The 21,965-nt window shown below is 61.7% G+C and carries 25 protein-coding genes; 11 read left to right on the top strand and 14 right to left on the bottom strand.

Annotated features, from left to right (window positions below):
• Positions 1–55 precede the first annotated feature (55 nt).
• The 6 genes from WBR57_RS10385 to WBR57_RS10360 form a co-directional block, all read right to left on the bottom strand.
• The gene (locus WBR57_RS10385; protein ID WP_424083751.1) at positions 56–574 is read right to left on the bottom strand and encodes a disulfide bond formation protein B; all 519 of its coding nucleotides are present in this window, start codon (positions 572–574) and stop codon (positions 56–58) included.
• A gap of 236 nt (positions 575–810) precedes the next feature.
• A complete protein-coding gene (locus tag WBR57_RS10380) occupies positions 811–2,052 on the bottom strand; it encodes a heme biosynthesis protein HemY (protein ID WP_424083750.1) in 1,242 nt (413 codons plus the stop codon).
• Positions 2,053–2,057: 5 nt separating this feature from the next.
• The gene (locus tag WBR57_RS10375) at positions 2,058–3,170 is read right to left on the bottom strand and encodes a uroporphyrinogen-III C-methyltransferase (protein WP_424083749.1); all 1,113 of its coding nucleotides are present in this window, start codon (positions 3,168–3,170) and stop codon (positions 2,058–2,060) included.
• A gap of 18 nt (positions 3,171–3,188) precedes the next feature.
• Complete coding sequence (locus WBR57_RS10370; protein WP_424083748.1) at positions 3,189–3,947, bottom strand: uroporphyrinogen-III synthase; 759 nt, start codon at positions 3,945–3,947, stop codon at positions 3,189–3,191.
• The gene (hemC, locus tag WBR57_RS10365) at positions 3,944–4,885 is read right to left on the bottom strand and encodes a hydroxymethylbilane synthase (protein WP_424083747.1); all 942 of its coding nucleotides are present in this window, start codon (positions 4,883–4,885) and stop codon (positions 3,944–3,946) included. Before hemC ends, WBR57_RS10370 begins: the two co-directional genes overlap by 4 nt.
• 139 nt (positions 4,886–5,024) lie before the next feature.
• A complete protein-coding gene (locus WBR57_RS10360) occupies positions 5,025–5,771 on the bottom strand; it encodes a LytR/AlgR family response regulator transcription factor (RefSeq protein WP_424083746.1) in 747 nt (248 codons plus the stop codon).
• 502 nt (positions 5,772–6,273) lie between these two features.
• Here WBR57_RS10360 and argH point away from each other — a divergent pair.
• Complete coding sequence (gene argH / locus WBR57_RS10355) at positions 6,274–7,668, top strand: argininosuccinate lyase (protein ID WP_424083745.1); 1,395 nt, start codon at positions 6,274–6,276, stop codon at positions 7,666–7,668.
• A 135-nt stretch (positions 7,669–7,803) separates the two neighbouring features.
• On the opposite strand, the gene WBR57_RS10350 is transcribed toward argH, so the two are convergent.
• The gene (locus tag WBR57_RS10350; protein WP_424083744.1) at positions 7,804–8,463 is read right to left on the bottom strand and encodes a glutathione S-transferase family protein; all 660 of its coding nucleotides are present in this window, start codon (positions 8,461–8,463) and stop codon (positions 7,804–7,806) included.
• Positions 8,464–8,589: 126 nt separating this feature from the next.
• On the opposite strand from WBR57_RS10350, the gene WBR57_RS10345 reads away from it, so the two are divergent.
• The 3 genes from WBR57_RS10345 to WBR57_RS10335 all read left to right on the top strand — a co-directional run bounded on the left by WBR57_RS10345 (position 8,590) and on the right by WBR57_RS10335 (position 12,293).
• The gene (locus tag WBR57_RS10345) at positions 8,590–8,877 is read left to right on the top strand and encodes a hypothetical protein (protein ID WP_424083743.1); all 288 of its coding nucleotides are present in this window, start codon (positions 8,590–8,592) and stop codon (positions 8,875–8,877) included.
• Positions 8,878–9,029: 152 nt separating this feature from the next.
• A complete protein-coding gene (locus WBR57_RS10340; protein WP_014720451.1) occupies positions 9,030–9,284 on the top strand; it encodes a TIGR02647 family protein in 255 nt (84 codons plus the stop codon).
• Positions 9,285–9,452: 168 nt separating this feature from the next.
• Entirely contained in the window at positions 9,453–12,293 is a 2,841-nt protein-coding gene (locus WBR57_RS10335) for a class I adenylate cyclase (RefSeq protein WP_424083742.1), read from the top strand.
• Here the strand turns inward: WBR57_RS10335 and rnk are convergent.
• The 3 genes from rnk to cyaY form a co-directional block, all read right to left on the bottom strand.
• Positions 12,290–12,703: a nucleoside diphosphate kinase regulator gene (gene rnk, locus WBR57_RS10330; protein WP_424083741.1), complete on the bottom strand. Its 414-nt coding sequence runs from the start codon at positions 12,701–12,703 to the stop codon at positions 12,290–12,292. The two genes, WBR57_RS10335 and rnk, sit on opposite strands and share 4 nt — an antisense overlap.
• A gap of 131 nt (positions 12,704–12,834) precedes the next feature.
• Positions 12,835–13,053, bottom strand: a complete 219-nt coding sequence (locus WBR57_RS10325) for a DUF1289 domain-containing protein (protein WP_105695997.1) — start codon at positions 13,051–13,053, stop codon at positions 12,835–12,837.
• A gap of 2 nt (positions 13,054–13,055) precedes the next feature.
• Positions 13,056–13,388, bottom strand: a complete 333-nt coding sequence (cyaY, locus tag WBR57_RS10320; protein ID WP_424083740.1) for an iron donor protein CyaY — start codon at positions 13,386–13,388, stop codon at positions 13,056–13,058.
• Positions 13,389–13,626: 238 nt separating this feature from the next.
• Here cyaY and lptM point away from each other — a divergent pair, with 238 nt between their 5' ends.
• The 6 genes from lptM to WBR57_RS10290 are packed head-to-tail and all read left to right on the top strand — an operon-like array spanning position 13,627 to position 18,209.
• Entirely contained in the window at positions 13,627–13,794 is a 168-nt protein-coding gene (lptM, locus tag WBR57_RS10315) for an LPS translocon maturation chaperone LptM (protein WP_017845169.1), read from the top strand.
• Positions 13,795–13,803: 9 nt separating this feature from the next.
• Entirely contained in the window at positions 13,804–15,051 is a 1,248-nt protein-coding gene (gene lysA / locus WBR57_RS10310) for a diaminopimelate decarboxylase (RefSeq protein WP_424083739.1), read from the top strand.
• Between the two features lie 3 nt (positions 15,052–15,054).
• Positions 15,055–15,885, top strand: coding sequence for a diaminopimelate epimerase (dapF, locus tag WBR57_RS10305; RefSeq protein ID WP_424083738.1), 831 nt, complete (start codon positions 15,055–15,057; stop codon positions 15,883–15,885).
• A 13-nt stretch (positions 15,886–15,898) separates the two neighbouring features.
• Complete coding sequence (locus WBR57_RS10300; RefSeq protein ID WP_424083737.1) at positions 15,899–16,615, top strand: DUF484 family protein; 717 nt, start codon at positions 15,899–15,901, stop codon at positions 16,613–16,615.
• Between the two features lie 2 nt (positions 16,616–16,617).
• Positions 16,618–17,517, top strand: a complete 900-nt coding sequence (xerC, locus tag WBR57_RS10295) for a tyrosine recombinase XerC (RefSeq protein ID WP_424083736.1) — start codon at positions 16,618–16,620, stop codon at positions 17,515–17,517.
• Positions 17,514–18,209, top strand: coding sequence for an HAD family hydrolase (locus WBR57_RS10290; RefSeq protein WP_424083735.1), 696 nt, complete (start codon positions 17,514–17,516; stop codon positions 18,207–18,209). Before xerC ends, WBR57_RS10290 begins: the two co-directional genes overlap by 4 nt.
• Positions 18,210–18,401: 192 nt before the next feature.
• Here the strand turns inward: WBR57_RS10290 and sutA are convergent, their stop codons facing one another.
• The 4 genes from sutA to glnK form a co-directional block, all read right to left on the bottom strand.
• Complete coding sequence (sutA, locus tag WBR57_RS10285; RefSeq protein WP_424083734.1) at positions 18,402–18,728, bottom strand: transcriptional regulator SutA; 327 nt, start codon at positions 18,726–18,728, stop codon at positions 18,402–18,404.
• Positions 18,729–18,830: 102 nt separating this feature from the next.
• Positions 18,831–19,256: a secondary thiamine-phosphate synthase enzyme YjbQ gene (locus tag WBR57_RS10280; RefSeq protein WP_071485166.1), complete on the bottom strand. Its 426-nt coding sequence runs from the start codon at positions 19,254–19,256 to the stop codon at positions 18,831–18,833.
• A 210-nt stretch (positions 19,257–19,466) separates the two neighbouring features.
• Entirely contained in the window at positions 19,467–20,804 is a 1,338-nt protein-coding gene (locus WBR57_RS10275; RefSeq protein WP_424083733.1) for an ammonium transporter, read from the bottom strand.
• A gap of 34 nt (positions 20,805–20,838) precedes the next feature.
• Positions 20,839–21,177, bottom strand: coding sequence for a P-II family nitrogen regulator (glnK, locus tag WBR57_RS10270; RefSeq protein ID WP_002555808.1), 339 nt, complete (start codon positions 21,175–21,177; stop codon positions 20,839–20,841).
• Between the two features lie 420 nt (positions 21,178–21,597).
• Here glnK and WBR57_RS10265 point away from each other — a divergent pair, with 420 nt between their 5' ends.
• Complete coding sequence (locus WBR57_RS10265) at positions 21,598–21,864, top strand: accessory factor UbiK family protein (RefSeq protein ID WP_424083732.1); 267 nt, start codon at positions 21,598–21,600, stop codon at positions 21,862–21,864.
• Positions 21,865–21,965 lie beyond the last annotated feature (101 nt).

Here is a 21,965-nt window from a genome sequence, read left to right as displayed (position 1 = left end):
AGGACAGAAAGTTCATACAAGTGTTTAATCCCCTCCTACAAAATGCCCCAGGGGTTCAGTGCCCCGTCGGGCGTAACCGCTGGCTGAAAAACAGCCGTGAAAACTGCATGATGCCCAGCGCCAGCATCCCCACGAAGAACAGCAGGCTCCACTCTGGAAGGCTCAAGTCGAATAATGTCCAGTTGAGTTCTACGCAATCAACGGTGCCTTTGACGGTTGCCTGCAGCGCCTGCCACAGCGACAGGTTCTCGACCATGTGGTGCAGGCCAGGCAGGCAGTCGGCCTGTCCAGGCGCTGCATTTTGTAACAACACCTGGCGCACGGCCGTGATCGCGCCAAGCAGCGCACACCCCATGCTTGCCAGACCGTACAGATAGGTGACGTTACGCCTTGGGTTGTGCAGAGACGCGACCAGATTGATCAACACGAAGGCCGCCAGGAAGGCCCGCTGCATCTGGCAGAGGAAGCAGGGGCGCAGCGACGCACCGAACTCAAGGTAAAAGGACGCGCCCAACGTCAGCGCACCCGCCAGGAACGCAAGGAAAAATAAAGACCGTGAAGGGGCAAAAGACATGCTTTATCCGCACCGCGAAATATAGATCGATACGGTAGAGGAAAGGACTGACCGCTTTCAATACACACCAGAGCGGACGATTCCGCGAAAGTGTAAGGACAACCCGTCAGGACATGGAAGACTTCGAACAACCAAGCGTAGGAACACACCTGCAAAGGCTCTAGCCCGGTAACCTGCGAGAAATTTAAGGGCTGGCTATCAGACGCATCTGAGCCAACCCTTAGTCCCTTCCTACATCACACCCGCGCAGGAACTGGCAACGGTGATGCCAGCAGACGGTTATCCAACAGGCCCAACCCCTCCTGAAACAACTGGTTGCTGCGCTCAGTGTCGCCCATTTGGGCCAACAGACGCGCCAACTCGGCGCAGGCCTCGGGGTTGCGCTGGACTTGCAGGCTGCTCTCCAGGTAGTCCCGTGCCTTGCCCCACAGGCTGTTCTGCAGACACAAGCGCCCCAACGTCAGCAGGAGGCTGGCATCGCCTGGATGCTCCTTGAGCCAACCTTCGGCAAACTTCAATTGCCGGGCCGGATCACTGCCGCGCAACAGGCCATAAAGGCGGATCAAGTGGCTGTCGTAATCACGTTTGATCGCACCACGCAGCGCCTCTTCGGCCTGCGCGTCCGCGCCCAGCTGACGCAGCTGTTCGGCATACGCCAGGACCAGTTGCGGCTCCTGGCGCTGGGCGGAAGTCAGCTGTTGCCAGGCCCGTTCAAGAGACTGCAAGCCCGCCTCGCCTTGCTCCTCACGCTGGGCAGCCAGGCTGAGGTTCTCACCCCAGGCACGCCGCTCAAGTTCGGCCAGCTCACTGGCCGGCAGTACCTTGTCCTTGCGCAACTCCGGCAGCAGGCGAATCACGGACGACCAGTCACCGCGCTGCTGATGCAGGCGCTGCAGTTGGCGCAACACTTGGGCGTTGTGAGGATGACGCTCGTGCATCGCCTGCAGGGTGGTCAACGCGCCGTCTGTATCGCCGCGGTCCTGTTGCAGTTGCGCATGGCTCAAGGCTACCGCCAACTCGGCCTGGGGTTGGCGCTCGAGGGCGCGCTCCAGCAAGCTGTCGGACTCTTCATAGCGGCCCTGCTCATTGGCCGCCCGCGCTGCGCCGAGGTAGTACAGCAGCGGCTGGCGTTCGGCTTCGGCGGCACGGTGCAGGTGGCGTTCGGCGCTGGCCCAGCGGCCCTCGGCGAGGTCCATCTGGCCCTGTTCGATCGCAACCTGCACACGGCGGCTGCGGTTGCGCCGCGACCACGGGTTGACCACACCGCCGGAGGTGGTGAGCAGCCCCAACAGCACTCGGACCAGGTAGATCGCAAGGCCGATGGCAGCCAACGCGACCAAGGTAGCCCACAGACTCGACTCGTAATGCAGCACATGCGGGTAAGTAATCAGCACGTAGCCGGTGTGTTTCGAAATGCCCACGGCCAGTGCCAGGGCGATCGCAATCGCCAGCACCAGGATCACATAGAAACGCTTCATCGGTGCTACTCCTGCTTCGCCGGCGTAGCCGCGGCCTTGGCTTCGTCGGCAGACAGATGACGACGTTCAAGGTAGGCCTGCACAGCGGCCAGGCTCGCCGCCAGGTCCGGCGTCACCACCGAAACGGCCTTGGGCTCAAGCTCGGCGATACGCGCGAGCATCGCCTTGCTTTGCGGGTTGTCCTGGTTGAAGTTGTCCTGCAGCACGCTACGTGCTTCGCCCAGGGAACGGCTGTACACCGCCGTCTCGCCATTGAGCGCCGCCCATTGGGCTTGTTCCAGGGCCAGGCTCAGGGCCAGGCGCACCTGGTTCAGGCCTTGACCGGCCAGCAGCGGGCGGATGTTGTCATCCGGGTTGAAGTCGATGCGGAAGTAGCGCGAAATCTGCTCCCACCACTGGCGCCAACGACTGTCGGTATCGGTGGTCGGGCGCCCGTCGGACCCCGGCTCGGTGAGCTGGTACTCGGGGGCAATGGCGGCTAACTGCACGACCTGGTCACGCAGTGCCGCCAATTGCAGGTAAAGCCCGGTACGGTCCGGCTGTTCAGTGCTGCGCAGCGCGGCCAGGCTCTTGGCCAATTGCTCGCGGGCAGCGTAGGCGCCCGGATCGCTTTGCTCGCGCAGGATTTCATCGGCCCCCTGGACCAGCGCCTGAGCGCTGTTGATATCCTGCAGGGCTGACAGCCGCAGGCTCGCGAGGCGAATCAGGTGTTCGGCCTCGGCCAGACGCCAGTCCTGGCGACTCGCGCCCAACACGGTTTCCAGGCGCTGGCTCAAGCGTTGCTGATCACCCTGCAACTGGGCCACCAGCCGGCGGCGTTCCTCCAGCTCGTCGGCAGCTGGCAACTGGGCCAGGCGCGCGGCCAGTTGCTGTTGGCTTTGTTGGAGGGACTGGGATTGATCATCGAGGGTCTGCACCTGGCCCAGCTGGTGCTGACTGCTGGCTTGCAGGGCACGGACCTGCCAAATCCCCCAACCGCCGGCGGCTACACCTGCCGCGCCCAGCAGCAGGGCGAGGATTGCCAGGCCGTTGCCACGGCGCGGCGCGGTGACCGGTGACTCAGCCGGCGCTTCAAGCGCGGGTTGGGTTTCATCTTTAGGCAAGGCTGTTTCGCTCACGTATCCGTCCTTTGCGTATCAGAGAGTGGGAACGCTATAGCTCCGTATCGCCACTAACAAAGCCGCGGCACTCGCACCGCGGCAATCCACAACTTTTTCTGCGCCAGCGGCCCGCGCCATTTCCTGGACTCGCGGGCTCGGCACGAACAACGGCAACTGTGCCACCTGTGGCCAATCGGCGCCGGCCATGGCTTGCAGGTGCAAAAAACCCTGCCCACTGCTGACCACCAGGCCGTTCAGGCGTTCCAACTGGATGCGTTGTATCAAAACACCGGGGTCGTAAGCCGGAAGAAAACGGCGGTACAACTCCATATAGTCGACACTAGCACCTCTCTCGCGCAAACGCTCCGCCAGCAGCTCCCGACCGCCCTCGCCACGCAGGATCAGCACACGGGTATTCGGGCGTTCCACAGCCTCGCGCAACGCGGGCAATTCAAGCAAGGCCTCGCTGTCGTCGCCAGTCTGGGGATAGTGAACACGCAGGCCATATTCGGCCAGCACTTGCGCCGTAGCTGCGCCGACGCTGAACCATGGCAATTGCGGCCAGGCCTGCTCCAACTGCTGCACGGCAAGGCGCGCGGCCGGCTTGCTCACCACGATCACCGCGCTATAACGCCCGAGGTCGCGAAACACGGCGTGTTGCTCAGGCGTGACGGGCAGCGGCTCAGTGTCCAGCAAGGGTAAGCTGCTGCTGAAAATTCCGGCGTCAGATAATACTGAAGACAGGGCCGCCGATTCCTCGGCAGGCCGCGTCAACAGCAGGCGCCATTCGCTCACTGCGGGCCGGCCTCACCATAGACCTTTTGCAGAATAGCGCCGGCGCCTTTGCCCAGCAGTTCTTCCGCCACTTGCACACCCAGGGCCGTAGCGTCACGCTGCGGGCCACGCACTTCGGCGGTCAGCAGGGTGCCGCCTTCCGGGTCCCCGACCAGGCCGCGCAGCCACAGGTTTTCGCCTTCGAGCACGGCGTAACAGGCGATCGGCACCTGGCAGCCACCGTTGAGGTGCTTGTTCAGGGCACGCTCGGCCGTGACGCGCACCTCGGTGTCGTGATGGTCCAGGGGTTTGAGCAGTGCGTGGATTTCACTGTCGGCGGTGCGGCATTCGATGCCTACGGCGCCCTGCCCGCCCGCTGGCAGGCTGTCCTCGACACTGATGGCCGAGGTGATGCGGTCTTCGAAACCCAAACGGATCAAACCCGCTGCGGCAAGGATGATCGCGTCATATTCACCGGCATCCAGCTTGGCCAGGCGAGTGTTGACGTTGCCACGCAAAAAGCGGATCTGCAGGTCTGGGCGGCGGGTCAGTAATTGGGCTTGGCGACGCAGGCTGGAGGTACCGACAATGCTGCCCAGCGGCAGCTCATCCAGGGAAGCGTAAGTGTTGGAAACGAAAGCATCACGCGGGTCTTCACGCTCGCAGATGCAATACAGGCCCAGGCCTTCGGGGAAGTCCATGGGCACGTCTTTCATCGAGTGCACGGCGATGTCGGCCTCGTTTTCCAGCAGTGCGGTTTCCAACTCTTTGACGAACAGGCCCTTGCCGCCGATTTTCGAGAGTGGCGAGTCCAGCAGCTTGTCGCCGCGACTGACCATGGGCACCAGGGTCACCAGGAGGCCCGGGTGGGCCTGCTCAAGGCGGGCTTTGACGTATTCGGCCTGCCACAAGGCCAAGGCACTTTTACGGGTGGCGATGCGGATTTCGCGAGAGGACATGGATCAATCCGTACTGAATAGATACGGCAGATAATAACAGCTCAGCCAAATACGCTTTGATTTGAATCAGCAAGTGCGGGGCCTCCCTGGCCACGTCGCACCGGGATACGGAATGCAAAGCCTCGCCACAGCCCTCGGGCTAAAGCTGCTGCATCATCTTGCGCACGCCTGCGACATGGCGTCGGCTGACGATCAACGCATCGCCGTTGAGCCCTTTGAGGAACAACTGGAAGTGCCCCAGGGGCGTGCGTTGCAGGCGCTCGATACGCTCGCGGGCCACCAGCGCGTTGCGGTGGATACGCACGAAGCGGTCGCCGAACTCATCCTCCAAGGCCTTGAGCGGCTCATCGAGCAAGACTTCGCCAGCCTCATGGCGCAAGGTCACGTACTTGTGGTCGGCAATAAAATAGACCACCTCACCCAAAGGGATCAGCTCGATGCCTTTGCGTGTGCGTGCGCTGATATGGCTGCGAGGACCGTTGCCGCTCTGGGCGGCAGGCTGGGTCAGGGCGGCGAGCTGGACGCGGTTGGGCCGCTCGGCTTTTTTCAGCGCCTTGAGCAGCGCTTCGCCAGCCACCGGCTTGGTGAGGAAGCTGACACCGCTGGCGTCCAGCGTGTCTGCGGAAAACTCTTCCTGGGCCGCACACAGCACCACCGTCGGCGGCGATTCTCGCTCGCTCAGGCGGGCAGCGACTTGCAGGCCATCAAGGCCCGGCATGCGGATATCGAGCAACACCACATCCGGCTTGAGGCTGTCGATCAGCGTCAACGCCTCTTCACCGGTGGTGGCACTCGGTTCCAGGACTGTATAACCCTCGAGTTCACTGACCAAACGGCTCAGTCTCTCGCGGGCTTGGGGTTCGTCATCAACGATCAGGACATTCATATTGCGCTGGATTCCTGCGTGAGTCTCGCACAAGGATAGCGTAGACAGGTGCGGTGACTTGCGTCACAGCGATCCACGCTAAGACTAGCGCGAGCGGCAAAAAGTGCCCTGAGAGCGGCACCCATATTTACCCGGACCTGTTCAATAGCGCCCAAGACCTGCTGCCTGTGGGCATCGTCGTAGGGTTTGCTGATACACAATCCGAATCCCCCCTTTTTAATGGATAGTCTGGGCTATGACCGCAGCACCCGACTTTGGTGCATTCACACACTATCAGTCCAACTGTAGACGCTGGCAGAGACGACATTGCTCAATCGTCAAATATCGTTTCAATAAGCCTGCGACTCCAGTCTCTTCCCGGACGCGTTCGGCGGCAAGGCACTTAGCCACCCTTCGCGCAAATAAAAATGCCGTCCACCCGCAGCACCGCCTCCACGGGCAACCCTGCTATTATCGCCCGCACACTTCCATGCCTCTCTATAAGCAGATCACGAGCGAATCCATGAGCACCGACAAGACCAACCAGTCCTGGGGCGGCCGCTTCAGTGAACCCGTCGACGCCTTCGTCGCCCGCTTCACCGCCTCCGTCACCTTCGACCAGCGCCTGTACCGCCACGACATCATGGGCTCGATTGCCCACGCGACGATGCTGGCCAAGGTCGGCGTGCTGACCGACGCCGAGCGCGACAGCATCATCGACGGCCTGACCACCATCCGCGGTGAAATCGAAGCCGGTACGTTCGACTGGCGCGTCGACCTGGAAGACGTGCACATGAACATCGAGGCCCGCCTCACCGACCGCATCGGCGTGACCGGCAAGAAGCTGCACACCGGCCGCAGCCGTAACGACCAGGTGGCCACCGATATCCGCCTGTGGCTGCGTGATGAAATCGACCTGATCCTGTCCGAAATCACCCGCCTGCAAAAAGGTCTGCTGGAACAGGCCGAGCGTGAATCGGACACCATCATGCCTGGCTTCACACACCTGCAAACCGCGCAGCCCGTGACCTTCGGTCACCACCTGCTGGCTTGGTTCGAAATGCTCAGCCGCGACTACGAGCGCCTGGTGGATTGCCGTAAGCGCGCCAATCGCATGCCGTTGGGCAGCGCTGCGCTGGCCGGCACCACCTACCCGATCGACCGCGAGTACACCGCGCAACTGCTGGGTTTCGACGCTGTGGGCGGCAACTCCCTGGACGGCGTGTCGGACCGAGACTTCGCCATCGAATTCTGCGCCGCGGCCAGCATCGCGATGATGCACTTGTCGCGCTTCTCCGAAGAACTGGTGTTGTGGACCAGTGCGCAATTCCAGTTCATCGACCTGCCGGACCGCTTCTGCACCGGCAGCTCGATCATGCCGCAAAAGAAAAATCCCGACGTGCCTGAGCTGGTGCGTGGCAAGAGCGGCCGTGTATTCGGCGCCTTGATGGGCCTGCTGACCCTGATGAAAGGCCAACCCCTGGCCTACAACAAGGACAACCAGGAAGACAAGGAACCGCTGTTCGACGCCGCCGACACCCTGCGCGACTCGCTCCGTGCGTTTGCCGACATGATCCCGGCGATCAAGCCCAGGCATGCGATCATGCGTGAAGCGGCGCTGCGTGGGTTCTCCACCGCCACCGACCTGGCGGACTACCTCGTACGCCGCGGCCTGCCGTTCCGTGACTGCCACGAAATCGTCGGCCATGCGGTGAAATACGGCGTGGATACCGGCAAAGACCTGGCGGAAATGAGCCTGGAAGAACTGCGCCAGTTCAGCGACCAGATCGAACAGGACGTGTTTGCCGTGCTGACCCTGGAAGGCTCGGTGAACGCCCGTAACCACGTGGGCGGCACCGCGCCGGCGCAAGTGAAGGCTGCTGTAGTACGCGGCCAGGCGCTGCTCGCCAGCCGCTAAGAAACTTCAGACCTACGCGGTCAAAAGTGTGGGAGCGGGCTTGCTCGCGAATACGGTAGACCAGTCGCCCTATGTATTGACTGACACACCGCTTTCGCGGGCAAGCCCGCTCCCACAGTTGTTTGTGCCCGCTGATTACTTTTTGGCTGCAATCATCGCCATAAACGCCGGCATCGCCGCTTCCCTGTCCGCCGCTACCTTCTGCGCGTTGGGCATGGCCTGCAGGCGTTCCAGCAGCGCCTTCGCCTCGGGCATATCCGCCAGCAGATCCACGCCGAACAGCTTCTCGCCCACCCCACAGGCGAGGTTCACGCTGTACATGAAATACAGGTCGGCAATCGTAAAACTCTCCCCCGCCACATACGGCGCAAACTTGCCGTGTCTACCCAGCGAGCCGAAACCCAGCAACAGCTCGGTCCTGGATTTATCCTTGATCGCCTCCGGCACCGGCATGCCGAAAAACGCCTCGGCGAAACACGCACGGGCCGGCAGCTCGATGTACAGCTCGATTTCCCGGCACAGCGCCAGCACTTGCGCGCGCTGGAACGGCTCGGCCGGGAGCAGCGCGGGCCCTTCCTGGGTGTGCTCGATGTACTCGAGGATCACGCTGGTTTCGTTGATAAAACCCTGCTTCACACCCAGCACCGGCACCTTGCCGCGCGGGCTCACGGCCAGCGCCTCAGGGGATTGCCCGGCGTAAAAAGGTACCTCTTCGAAAGGCAGCCCCTTCTCCAGCAGTGCCAGCTTGACCATGTTGTAGTAATTGCTGACCGAAAATCCGTAGAGCTTGAGCATTGCGGTTGCCTCCAGGCCGGGAAAGGGGTTGGCTGCAAGCGTTATAGCTCCCCGCGCCCGGCCTTGCCAGCAGCATCACCCACCTGAATGGGGGTAGACTGGCGCCCTTTCCTTGAGGAGCCTGCCATGAGCGAGCCGACCGATATCAACAACGACGACGAAGAAGAATTCACCGAAAGTACGCTGACCCAGGCCATCGAAAACCAGATCGAAAGCGACAACCCGCCTGCCGCCAAAGCCACGTTCAACAAGCTGACGCTGGTGGGCTACGAGCGCGAAGATATTCTGAATCTCATGGCCCATGTGCTGGCCGTGGAAATCGACAAGATGCTCGAAGAAGACCGCGCATTCGATACCGAATGGTACGAAACAGCCCTGCGCGCACTGCCCGAGTTGCCGCCGGAAAACAGCTGAATCGGGGCACTTTCGTGGTCTGGAAGTGCGCTTGCAGGCCACAAAAATGCGCCATATCAACACCCACGACTTTCTCACTGGACAGCCCGGCAAAGTGCGTTCACCTTATGCCCTGCTAGCCTCTAATAAATTTTAGAAAGTCTGGAGTCCTTATGTCGTATACCCCTGAGTTGGTTGCCGAACTGGAAATCCTTGTACTCTTCCCGCTGGACAGCACCAAGGAGGGTCTGAAAGTCCACCAGACCGCTGCCCCCACTGCCATTGCCGCTGCCAAACGCCTGCATGCCAAAGGGCTGATCGACCAGCCAGACGGCGGCTACCTGACCAGCCTTGGCCGGGACGCTGCAGAGCAGGCCCAAACCCTGCTGACCATCCTTACCACCGCCAACACCAAAGAAGCTGCCTGATCCCTGATACCGCCCATGGAGTCCGCTCTGTGCGGATTCCGAGGGCGTTGCCGTGGACGACACAAAATTCTGGCGCCAAAAACAATTTCCCTCTAAACCTCCTGCGCTACTGGCTGTAAACTCCGATACGGCCGCCCACGTCGGGCCCTGCGAGCCACCGAGTTCGACATGACCCGCACCCATGAAATCCGCCCCGACCTGGACGAAGGCATCGACCGCAAGGTACTGGCCCAGTTGCGCGCGCGTTTCATGGCCCTCAATGAAGGCCGCATGGCCCGGGCTGTCGAGGGGCTGACGCCACGCCAGCAAAGCGTACTGACCCTGCTGCCGCTGTTTTTTCACGTCAACCACCCGCTGCTGCCGGGTTATGTCTCGGGCAGCACGCCAGCGGGCCTGTCGAATTTCGAACCCGACGCCCAGGCCCTGACCGAAGCCCAGCGCCTGACGCGCTCGTTCTCCTACAAACCACGCCATGGCAACCCGCCGCGGCCGATTCATGGTCTGTTCCTGATGGGCAGCCTCGGCACCCTGGCCCAGGCAGACCAGAGCGATATGGACGTGTGGGTGTGCCACGCGCCGGACCTCGACGAAAACGCGCTGGCCGAGTTGCGCAAGAAATGCCAGTTACTCGAAGCCTGGGCCCTGAGCATGGGCGCCGAGGCGCACTTCTTCCTGATCGAGCCGACGCGCTTTGTGCTCGGCGAGCGCGACACCCAGCTCAGCTCGGACGACTGCGGCACCACCCAGCATTACCTGTTGCTGGACGAGTTCTACCGCACCGCCATCTGGCTGGCCGGGCGCACGCCGATCTGGTGGCTGGTGCCGGTGTATGAAGAAAGCCGGTATGCCGAATTCACCCACACGCTGATTTCCAAGCGCTTTATCCGCGCCGACGAAACCCTCGACCTCGGCCACCTGGCGCGCATCCCGCCAGGCGAGTTCATCGGCGCCGGGCTGTGGCAATTGTTCAAGGGCATCGAGTCGCCCTACAAGTCGGTGCTCAAGTTGCTGCTGACCGAGGTCTACGCCAGCGAACACCCGAACGTGCACTGCCTGAGCCTGCGCTTCAAGCGCGCGGTGTTCGCCAACCAGATGGACCTGGATGAGCTGGACCCGTACATCGTGGTGTACCGGCGCATCGAGGAATACCTCAAGGCGCGCAACGAGCCGGAGCGCCTGGAGCTGGTGCGTCGGGCGCTGTACCTGAAGGTCAACCGCAAGCTCACCGCCGGCCAGCGCTCCACCAGCTGGCAACGGTTGCTGCTGGAGCGCCTGGCCCATGAGTGGGGCTGGGACCAGCGCCAGCTGGCGCTGCTGGACAGCCGTAGCCAATGGAAAGTGCGCCAGGTTGCGTCCGAGCGCCGCGCCCTGGTCAACGAGCTGAATTACAGTTATCGCTTCCTGACCCAGTTCGCCCGCACCGAACAGACCGTCAGCCTGATCAACAAGCGCGACCTCAATGTGCTGGGCCGCCGCCTGTATGCAGCGTTTGAACGCAAGGCCGGCAAGGTCGAGTTCATCAACCCCGGCATCGCCCCGGACCTGGCCGAAGACACCCTGACCCTGGTGCAATCGCCCAATCGCAAGGAGCCCGGCCAGCATCATTGGGGCCTGTACAACGGCAACCTCACAGCCCTGGAATGGGAGCACTTCGCGCCGATCAAGCGCAGCCGCGACCTGTTGGAAATGCTTACCTGGTGCCACCGCAACGGCGTGATCGACAGCAGCACCCGCCTGGCGCTCCACCCGGGCGTCAGCGACATGACCGAATTCGAGCTGTTCAACCTGCTGGGCAGCCTGCAACAGACCATCGCCCTGCCCCTTGCGAGCGTCGATGAAGACCGCCTGTTGCGCTCGGCGGTGCCGGAAGAGGTGTTGTTGCTGATCAACGTCGGCGTCGACCCGCTCAAGCACCACCGCGACCTGAACATCCTGATGACCACCGAGCGCACCGACTCACTGAGTTATGCCGGCGTGCGCGACAACCTGGTGCTGACCCTGGACCAGGTCACGCTCAATAGCTGGAACGAGGTGATGGTCAGCCGTTACGACGGCCCCCACGCGCTGCTCGACTGCCTGCGCGACTACCTCAACCAGCTGCCGCCGGATCACCTGCCGCGGTTGCGAGTGCACTGCTTCTGTCACAACCGTGCGCAGTTCATTGCCCAGCGCGTCGAAGAAATCTTCGACACCGCGCAGAACCTGTTGCTGGCCCAGGGCAATCACCGCTATTTGCTCCAGGTGCAGCAGCACTATCACGTGATCGAACTGGTGCCAGGCCAGGCCACCCATGTATCGCTGGCAACCCAGGACGCGCTGGTCGCCTACCTCAGCGAAGAGCTGGCGAGCTACAGCCCGCTGCACCTGGACGCCATGGCCCTGGAAGACCACGACCTGGCGCTGTTGCTGCCGATGGGCCAGCCAGATTGCGTGCAAGTGTTCTACCGGGTCAACGAAGGCTTCGCCGAGCTGTACGTGCTGGATGAATTCAACGCGCTCTGGCAGCAACGCTTGCCGTTCCATGACGAGCAAAGCCTGTTGGCGCCTTTGCAGCGCTTCCTGCAATCAATCATTTATCGCCGCGACGCGCTGTCACCGCTGGACCCGCAACTTCCCCTGGGCGAAGTGCAAACCTTGTACTACCAACTGCTGCCGTCGGGCAGCCATCGCGCACGCGGCATCGAGCCACGACCGGCACCGCTGAACCCGGCAAATAAACCGTTCTATGACGTGCAGGCGATTATCGGCAAGGCCGCACCGGGCCAGGTGGGCATTACCCTGTACTGCAATCAGCGGGAGTTTTCCGAACTGGAGTTTGGCGACCAGCTGTTTGCGGTGGTCGCCCAGGAGATCGTCGGGCAACGCCGCGAAGCCGAGCGTTACCGCTGCTACATCACCGACCTGGACCTGTCCGGCCTGCTCGGTGATGTGCAAAGCCCAAGCAATCTCTACCTGCGCTACAAGGCTGAGTTGGAGCTGTCGCTGAATGAGGCGCTGAGCCAGATCTAGAGGGCGAAAGGCCCGCCGTCCTTTGGGTGGCCTTCAACGCTGAGCAACTCAAGTTTCAAGGTCTTGCCGCCAGGCGCCGGCCAGTCGATGTGCTGGCCCACTTGCAGGCCGAGCAACGCGCTGCCCACCGGTGCCAGGATCGAGATCTTGCCTTCATCGGCATTGGCGTCCTTGGGGTAGACCAGGGTCAGGTGATAGTCCTTGCCGCTGCCTTGCTCACGGCAATGCACGCTGGAGTTCATGGTCACGACACCCGCAGGCACTTCATCGTGGCCAACCACTTCTTCGGCGCGGTCGAGTTCGGCTTGCAATGCTTCGACGCCCGGAGCTTCGTCGCCCAAGCGGTCGATCAGTTGCTCCAGACGCTGCACGTCAAGGCGGGTGAGGATGATGGACGGTGCGGTGGTCATGATTCAGGCAGACTCCTTTTTTCTGCACAAAAAAGCAAAACCCCGCCAGGAAAAGGCGGGGTTCTCACGGGCCTCGATGAGTTGAGGCGTAGCCGGACACTACCACAGCGTCACAAATAAACAAGGTGGCCTCAGGCGCGCGCCCGGCGTTGCTCGGCCTGGGCGCAGATCACTCGGCGCCGGGCATCGTCGGCGGAGCGCCATTCCCGGATGTCTTCCACGTGGCGGAAGCAGCCGAGACAGACTTTCTGCTCGTCCAGGCGACACAAACTGATACAAGGTGACGGCACCGCCGGGCTGACATTGCTGAACAGCGGCTTGGGCGGGCGAACGGGTGCGGGCTGGGTCACGGTCAAATCTCGTCGAAATCCAGCTCGGCGCCGGCTTGCTCCTGGACGAGACGGGTGAGCATTTCGCTCAACAGCTCATCGCTGGTATCGCACTGCCAATTGTTGTCTTCTTCGTTGTAATCGAAGTGAAAACCACCTGAGCGTGCGGCCAGCCACAGCTGACGCAATGGTTCCTGGCGACTGAAGATCAGTTGAGTGCCATTCTCGAACTTGACCGTCAGCACGCCGGCGGAGTTTTCCAGGTCCACGTCCAGGCCGCTGTCGTCGAAAATATCTTCCAGCGCCTGCTGGGTCGCATCCACCAGGTCGTGAAAACGGGCTTCGGTCAAACTCATTGTGGCAACCTCAAAAATGTCTGGCTTTGCTCAAGCGCCGCACGATACGGGCGAGCCACGCCGATTGCAAAGGATACCGATTTGATCACGACTGACGGAATCAAACTTCCACACACAGCGTAGGACTTTTCCCGACCGTCTCGGCAAGCCCCCGCCAGACGGGTATTCCAGCGCATAGGCAATCTGGCAGGTGGTCGGTATACTCGGGCGCAATTAATGCATATTCAAGGATTTCGCCATGAAGCGCCTGATCTCTTCCCTTGCTGCGCTCGTCGCGGTCGCCTGCCTCGTTAGTGCCTGTGGTCAAAAAGGCCCGCTGTACCTGCCCGATGACAGCAAAGACCCGAATGAACAGGCGCAATCGTCGCAAAAGCCGGCCAAAGCGCACAAGCACGACACCTACTAAGGGAACCCCATGGACGCTTTTAACTACCGGGACGGCGAGCTGTTCGCGGAAGGCGTGGCGCTGTCCGCGATTGCCGAGCGCTTTGGCACCCCGACCTACGTGTACTCGCGTGCTCACATCGAAGCCCAGTACCGCAGCTTTGCCGATGCACTGGAAGGCACGCCGAGCCTGGTCTGCTACGCGGTCAAGGCCAACTCCAACCTGGGTGTACTGAATGTCCTGGCGCGCTTGGGCGCTGGTTTTGACATCGTCTCCCGTGGCGAGCTGGAACGTGTACTGGCTGCGGGCGGCAAGCCGGAAAAAATCGTGTTTTCCGGCGTTGGCAAGAGCCGCGAAGACATGCGCCGCGCCCTCGAAGTCGGTGTGCATTGCTTCAACGTCGAATCCACCGATGAGCTGGAGCGCCTGCAGGCAGTCGCGGCCGAAATGGGCGTTCGCGCGCCGATCTCCCTGCGCGTCAACCCGGACGTCGACGCCGGTACCCACCCGTACATTTCCACCGGTCTCAAAGAGAACAAGTTCGGCATCGCCATCGCCGACGCGGAGGACGTGTACATCCGCGCCGCCCAGCTGCCGAACCTGGAAGTGCTGGGTATCGACTGCCATATCGGCTCGCAACTGACCACCCTGCCGCCGTTCCTCGATGCGCTCGACCGCCTGTTGGCGCTGGTCGATCGTCTCGGCGAATGCGGCATCTACCTGCACCACATCGACCTCGGTGGTGGTGTGGGCGTGCGCTATCGCGACGAAGAGCCGCCGCTGATCGCTGACTACATAAAGGCCGTGCGCGAGCGCATCGAAGGCCGTGACCTGACGCTGATGTTCGAGCCGGGCCGCTATATCGTTGCCAACGCCGGCGTGCTGCTGACCCAGGTGGAGTACCTCAAGCACACCGAGCACAAGGATTTCGCCATCGTCGACGCGGCGATGAACGACCTGATCCGCCCGGCGCTGTACCAGGCCTGGATGAATGTCACCGCCGTGACGCCTCGCGATGGCGAAGCGCGCGCCTATGACATCGTCGGCCCGATCTGCGAGACCGGCGACTTCCTCGCCAAGGAGCGTCAGCTTGCGCTGGAGGAAGGCGATCTGCTGGCCGTGCATTCGGCTGGTGCCTACGGGTTTGTCATGAGTTCCAACTACAACACCCGCGGACGTACCGCCGAGGTGCTGGTGGACGGTGATCAAGCGTTTGAAGTGCGTCGCCGCGAGACGGTAGCCGAGTTGTATGCTGGCGAAAGCCTGCTGCCGGAGTAAGCCATGCTGCTGCGTTTTACCAAGATGCACGGGCTGGGCAACGATTTCATGGTCCTCGACCTGGTCAGCCAGCACGCGCACATCCTGCCCAAACACGCTAAACAGTGGGGCGACCGCCACACCGGTATCGGCTTCGACCAATTGCTGCTGGTCGAGGCGCCGAGCAACCCGGAAGTGGATTTCCGTTATCGGATCTTCAACTCCGACGGTTCCGAAGTGGAGCAGTGCGGCAACGGTGCGCGCTGCTTCGCGCGCTTTGTGCTGGACAAGCGCCTGACGGCCAAACGCCAGATTCGCGTCGAGACCAAGGGCGGCGTGATCGAGCTGGATATCCGCAGCGACGGCCAGATCAGCGTCAACATGGGCGCGCCACGCCTGGTGCCGGCGGATATTCCGTTCCAGGCCACCGAGCAGGCCAGCCATTACGCACTGGACGTTGATGGCCAGACCGTCGATATCGCCGCCGTGTCCATGGGCAACCCCCATGCGGTGCTGCGGGTCAACGATATCAATAACGCCCCCGTGCATGAATTGGGGCCGAAGATCGAACACCACCCGCGCTTTCCGGCACGGGTCAACGTGGGCTTCCTGCAGGTGATCGACCGTACCCGCGCGCAATTGCGTGTGTGGGAACGCGGCGCCGGCGAAACCCAGGCCTGCGGCACCGGTGCTTGCGCCGCTGCCGTGGCCGCGATCAGCCAGGGGTGGATGGATTCGCCGCTGCTGATCGACCTGCCCGGTGGACGCCTGTCCATCGAATGGGCAGGCCCTGGCCACCCGGTGATGATGACCGGGCCGGCCTCGCGCGTATACGAAGGACAGGTCCGTCTATGAGTGAGCAAAGCTAATGACCGATAAGCCTCAAGTACCCGCACAAGCGAACCCGATTGAAAGTCTGGAGGCCGCTGCTGTCGCGGCGTACCTTGAGGCTAATCCGGACTTTTTCGTCGACCACGAAGAACTGCTGCCGGCCCTGCGCATCCCCCACCAGCGCGGCGATACCGTGTCGCTGGTGGAGCGGCAGATGAAGATTCTGCGCGAGCGCAATATCGAGATGCGCCATCGGCTCTCGCAGTTGATGGACGTAGCCCGCGACAACGACCGCCTTTTTGACAAGACCCGCCGCCTGATTCTTACATTGATGGACGCCACCAGCCTGGAAGAAACGGTGATCGCCGTGGAAGACAGCCTGCGCCAGGACTTCCAGGTGCCCTTTGTCAGCCTGATCCTGTTCAGCGACAACCCGATGCCCGTGGGGCGCTGGGTCAGCGGCGGCGACGCGCAAACCGCAATCGGCGGCCTGCTCTCCGAGGGCAAGACCATCAGCGGCACCTTGCGCGAGCATGAGCTGGACTTCCTGTTTGGCGCCGAACAGCGCAAGCAGATCGGCTCCACTGCCGTGGTTGCCCTCAGCCATCAAGGCCTGCATGGCGTGCTTGCCATCGCCAGCCGCGATCCTCAGCACTACAAAAGCTCGGTGGGCACGTTGTTCCTGACCTACATCGCCGAAGTGCTGGGCCGCGTGCTGCCGCGCTTTACCACTGCCTTGCGCGCGGTGCGCTAGTCATGGAACGGCAACTGGACGCTTATTGCGCTCACCTGCGCAACGAGCGCCAGGTGTCGCCCCATACCCTGGAGGCCTACCGACGGGACTTGAACAAGGTCCTGGGGTACTGCGAGAAACAACAGATCAGCAGCTGGAAGGCCCTGGATATCCAGAGCCTGCGCAGCCTGATCGCGCGCCTGCACCAGGCCGGGCAGTCCTCGCGCAGCCTGTCGCGCCTGCTGTCGGCGGTTCGCGGCCTGTATCAGTATCTGAACCGTGAAGGCCTGTGTGACCACGACCCGGCCAATGGCCTGGCCCCGCCCAAAGGCGAACGGCGCCTGCCCAAGACCCTGGACACCGACCGCACGCTGCAGCTGCTCGATGGCGCCGTGGAGGACGATTTCCTGGCCCACCGCGATCAGGCGATTCTGGAGCTGTTCTACTCCTCCGGCCTGCGCCTGTCGGAACTGACCGGCTTGAACCTCGACCAACTGGACCTGGCGGACGGCCTGGTGCAAGTGCTCGGCAAGGGCAGCAAGACCCGCGTGCTGCCGGTGGGCAGGAAAGCCCGGGAAGCCTTGCAGCGCTGGTTGCCCCTGCGCCTCTTGACCAACCCGGTGGACGATGCGGTGTTTGTCAGCCAGCAAGGCCGGCGCCTCGGGCCACGGGCGATTCAGGTACGGGTCAAGGCTGCCGGCGAGCGCGAGCTAGGGCAAAACCTGCACCCGCACATGCTGCGACATTCATTCGCCAGCCATATGCTGGAGTCGTCCCAGGACCTGCGCGCCGTGCAGGAGCTGCTCGGCCACTCCGACATCAAGACCACGCAGATCTATACCCATCTGGATTTCCAGCACCTCGCAACGGTGTACGACAGCGCCCATCCACGGGCCAAACGCATCAAGGGCGGCGACTCATGAGTATCAAGCTGATCACCTTCGACCTCGACGACACACTCTGGGACAACGTACCCGTCATCATCAGCGCCGAAGCGTCGATGCGCGAATGGCTGGCGATTAATGCATCCAAGGTCGGCGACCTGCCCCTGGAGCATTTTGCGAGCCTGCGCCAACAGGTGTTGCAGCGTCATCCCGAGCTGAAACATCGCATCAGCCTGTTGCGCCACCGGGTGCTGCTGCACGCGTTTGAAGAGGCCGGTTATCCACAACCCGAGGCCACGCAGATGGCCGACGTGTGCTACGAAGCGTTTATTCATGCGCGGCACCAGCTCACGCCCTTTCCTGAGGCCGAGCCGATGCTCCAGGCGCTGCGCCAGCATTTTTTGCTGGGAGTTATCACCAATGGCAATGCCGACGTGCAGCGCGTAGGCCTGGCGGACTATTTTCACTTTGCCCTGCGCGCCGAAGATATCGGGATTGCCAAGCCGGATGCGCGAGTGTTTCAGGAAGCCTTGCAGCGTGCCGGGGTCGATGCCAGTTCGGCAGTGCACGTCGGCGACCACCCCGGCGATGACATCGCCGGGGCCCAGCAAGCTGGGCTGCGGGCGGTATGGTTCAATCCGACGGGCAAAGCCTGGGATGCGGACAAGCGCCCGGATGCGGAGATTCGTAACCTGACGGAGTTGCCGCCTTTGCTGCGCAAATGGCAGTGACACTAAAGATCCAAATGTGGGAGGAGGCTTGCCCCCGATGGCGGTGTATCAGTATCAGCTTTGCTGGCTAACACACTGCAATCGGGGGCAAGCCCCCTCCCACATTGGTATGCGGCGAACCATGAGCATTTATTCAGCCATGAAAAAGCCCGCAGCGACGGCGGGCTTTTTCGTGCAAGCAGGTGGCTGACCTCAGATAGGTCGGCTGCCGTACTTGTTATCCGGCTTCTTCGGTGGGTCGGCCACCACGTTAGCCTCGACTTCCTGCACTTTACCGCCTTTAGCGAGGAATTCTTCCATCGCACGGGCCAGCGCATCGCGCTCTTTGTTCTTGGCTTCAACGCTCGGCAGCTCGTCTACCGAGACCGCGGCCTTGGCCTTGCCTTTAGCTGCCGGAGCAGGTGCATCATCGCCACCGTCGTCGTCAGCAACGTCTTCCGCCGCCGCTTCAAGACCTTCTTCGGTGTCTTCTTCGTCACCTACTTCCAGTTCGTCGTTTTCCAGATCATCGTCGCTCATGTTCTACCTCATGACTTGCGAAAAGCAGATTAGTTATAGCCCAGCTTCACCCTCTGTCGAGGTCGCCGGAAAAAAATCAACATCCACAGGAGTTCCAGTGGCTTATGCCCCATCACCGTGCAAGGTGGCGAGGACTTTACGAGCACCGCCATGATCACGGTGCTCGCCCAGATAAACACCTTGCCAGGTCCCCATCGCCAAGCGGCCGGCCTTCACCGGCAAACTCAGCTGGCAGCCCAGGAGACTGGCCTTGAAGTGCGCCGGCAGGTCATCCGGGCCTTCGTCGTTGTGCTCGAATCCTGCCCGGCCTTGCGGCACCAGCGAATTGAAGAAACGCTCGAAGTCACGACGAACCGCCGGGTCGGCATTCTCGTTGACGGTCAACGAGGCCGAGGTGTGCTGTAACCACAGGTGCAACAGACCTACACGGCACGCCTTCAATTCAGGCAGGCCGGCAAGCAACTCGTCCGTCACCAGGTGAAAGCCCCGGGGCTTGGCCCGCAGGGTAATCAAGGTCTGTTGCCACATACAGTTCTCCGCCCATCGGCGCGCATTCTAGCGCGCTCAGGGAAAAAACAAAGTGCCAATACGCCTACATGGCTGTAAGACATTCGCACGCTGGAAAGTGCCGTGTGCGCAGCATCACAAACTTTGCGCAAAAACCGACACAGCTTGTTATGACTGACAAACACAAGACAAAAAAATGCCCGGCAAGCCGGGCATCTTTTTTACGCGTACTTACAAGTTGTAGCCACGTTCGTTGTGTTGCGCCAGGTCGAGGCCCACAGCCTCTTCCTCTTCGGTAACCCGCAGGCCCATGACCATGTCCAGCACCTTGAGGATGATGAAGGTCACGATAGCGGTGTAGATCACCGTGAAACCGACGCCTTTGCACTGGATCCAGACTTGTGCAGCGATGTCGGTCACGGTGCCGAAGCCGCCCAGAGCAGGGGCTGCGAACACACCGGTGAGAATCGCACCGACGATACCGCCGATACCGTGCACGCCGAACGCGTCCAGGGAGTCGTCGTAGCCCAGCTTGCGCTTGAGGCTGGTGGCGCAGAAGAAGCAGATCACACCGGCAACCAGGCCGATCACCAGGGCGCCCATGGGGCCCACGGTGCCAGCAGCCGGAGTCACCGCAACCAGGCCGGCGACCACACCCGAGGCAATGCCCAGAGCGCTTGGCTTACCGTGGGTGATCCACTCGGCGAACATCCAGCCCAGCGCCGCAGCAGCGGTAGCGATCTGAGTCACCAGCATCGCCATACCGGCGGTGCCGTTGGCCGCAGCAGCGGAACCGGCGTTGAAGCCGAACCAGCCGATCCACAGCATGGCCGCGCCGACCAGGGTGTAACCCAGGTTGTGAGGTGCCATTGGGGTGGTCGGGAAGCCTTTACGCTTGCCGAGCACGATGCACGCCACCAGGCCAGCCACACCGGCGTTGATGTGCACCACGGTGCCGCCGGCGAAGTCCAGCACGCCCCAGTCCCACATCAGACCACCGTTGCCGCTCCAGACCATGTGTGCGATCGGCGCGTAAACCAGGGTGAACCAGATACCCATGAAGATCAGCATCGCGGAGAACTTCATGCGCTCGGCAAACGCGCCGACGATCAGCGCCGGGGTGATGATGGCGAAGGTCATCTGAAAGGTGATGAACACGGCTTCCGGGAACAGCGCCGCAGGACCAGTGATACTGGCCGGGGTCACACCCGCCAGGAATGCCTTGCCCATGCCGCCGAAGAAGGAATTGAAGTTGACCACGCCCTGTTCCATACCCGTGGTATCGAACGCGATGCTGTAACCGTAAACAACCCACAGGATGCTGATCAGGCCGGTGATGGCGAAGCATTGCATCATCACCGACAGAATATTTTTGGAGCGGACCATACCGCCGTAGAACAGCGCCAGGCCGGGAATGGTCATGAACAGCACCAATGCGGTGGCGGTCAGCATCCAGGCGGTGTCGCCGGAGTTGAGGACTGGAGCAGCCACTTCGTCTGCCGCCATGGCCAGGCTTGGCATTACGATGGACAACAGGGCTCCGAGCCCTGCGAATTTACGCAGAGTCATATTGTTTTCTCCTGGGGCGTTGGGGTTTGGCGGCTTAGATTGCGTCGGTATCGGTTTCGCCGGTACGGATGCGAATAGCCTGTTCCAGATTGACCACGAAGATCTTGCCGTCACCGATCTTGCCGGTGTTGGCGGCCTTGGTTATCGCCTCGATAACCCGGTCAAGATCCTTGTCGTCAATGGCGACATCAATCTTCACCTTCGGCAGGAAATCGACCACGTATTCCGCGCCGCGATACAGCTCGGTGTGACCCTTCTGCCGACCGAAGCCTTTGACCTCAGTAACGGTAATGCCCTGCACGCCGATCTCGGACAACGACTCGCGTACATCGTCCAACTTGAACGGCTTGATGATGGCAGTGACTAGCTTCATGAAAACTCTCTCCCGAATTGGTGGACTTGCCCCAGGAAAACAAACCCGTCTCAAGTCTAAGCGCAGTGCCTGGCTTTGTAACGCGTCGTCGCAGGACAGTTGCCTCGCAACGCCAGCGAACCACTGGTGACGAAACCTGTACCCCTGATCCGTCGGCGCACTGCATTCGTCACAGCGACTGCATCAGTGCATGGGTCATGATCGTCTAAGCAGAAACCTTGCCAGCTCCGTAAAAATCACTGAAATCAGTCCTTTGTTCACTTATGCCCACCTTCGGGCATGATTGGCGAATGCAATGCGCACAAAAACGGTGCGCCGTCGCCCGCCCCCTTGCGCGAAAAGCGTGCGCCGCAGGCCGTGAAAAAGACTATAGACGCTGCGTGATACACTGCCGGCCAACAGTTTTCCGGAATATTTCCCATGCTCGCGCCCAAAGACCTCCTCGACGCCCTGAGCGGCCACGCCTCTCGCCTGTTCAGCGGCGAGACCCCGCTGCCCCGCAACGAAATCGAAAGCCAATTCAAGGCCTTGCTGCAAAGTGGTTTCAGCAAGCTTGACCTGGTCAGCCGCGAAGAGTTTGATAGCCAAATGGTGGTGCTGGCCCGCACGCGTGCGCGGCTGGAGAGCCTGGAGGCGAAGGTGACTGAGCTGGAAGCGCGTTTGGCCCCGCCCTCCGCCGCTGAGTAAACGCGGTCTATGTGGGAGCGGGCTTGCTCGCGAATGCGCTGGGTCAGCCAACAAATGCGGTGAATGACACACTGCTTTCGCGAGCAAGCCCGCTCCCACAT

The sequence above is a fragment of the Pseudomonas sp. genome, from assembly GCF_049590575.1.
Lineage (GTDB): Bacteria > Pseudomonadota > Gammaproteobacteria > Pseudomonadales > Pseudomonadaceae > Aquipseudomonas.
This window is presented reverse-complemented; position numbering and strand designations above follow the sequence as displayed.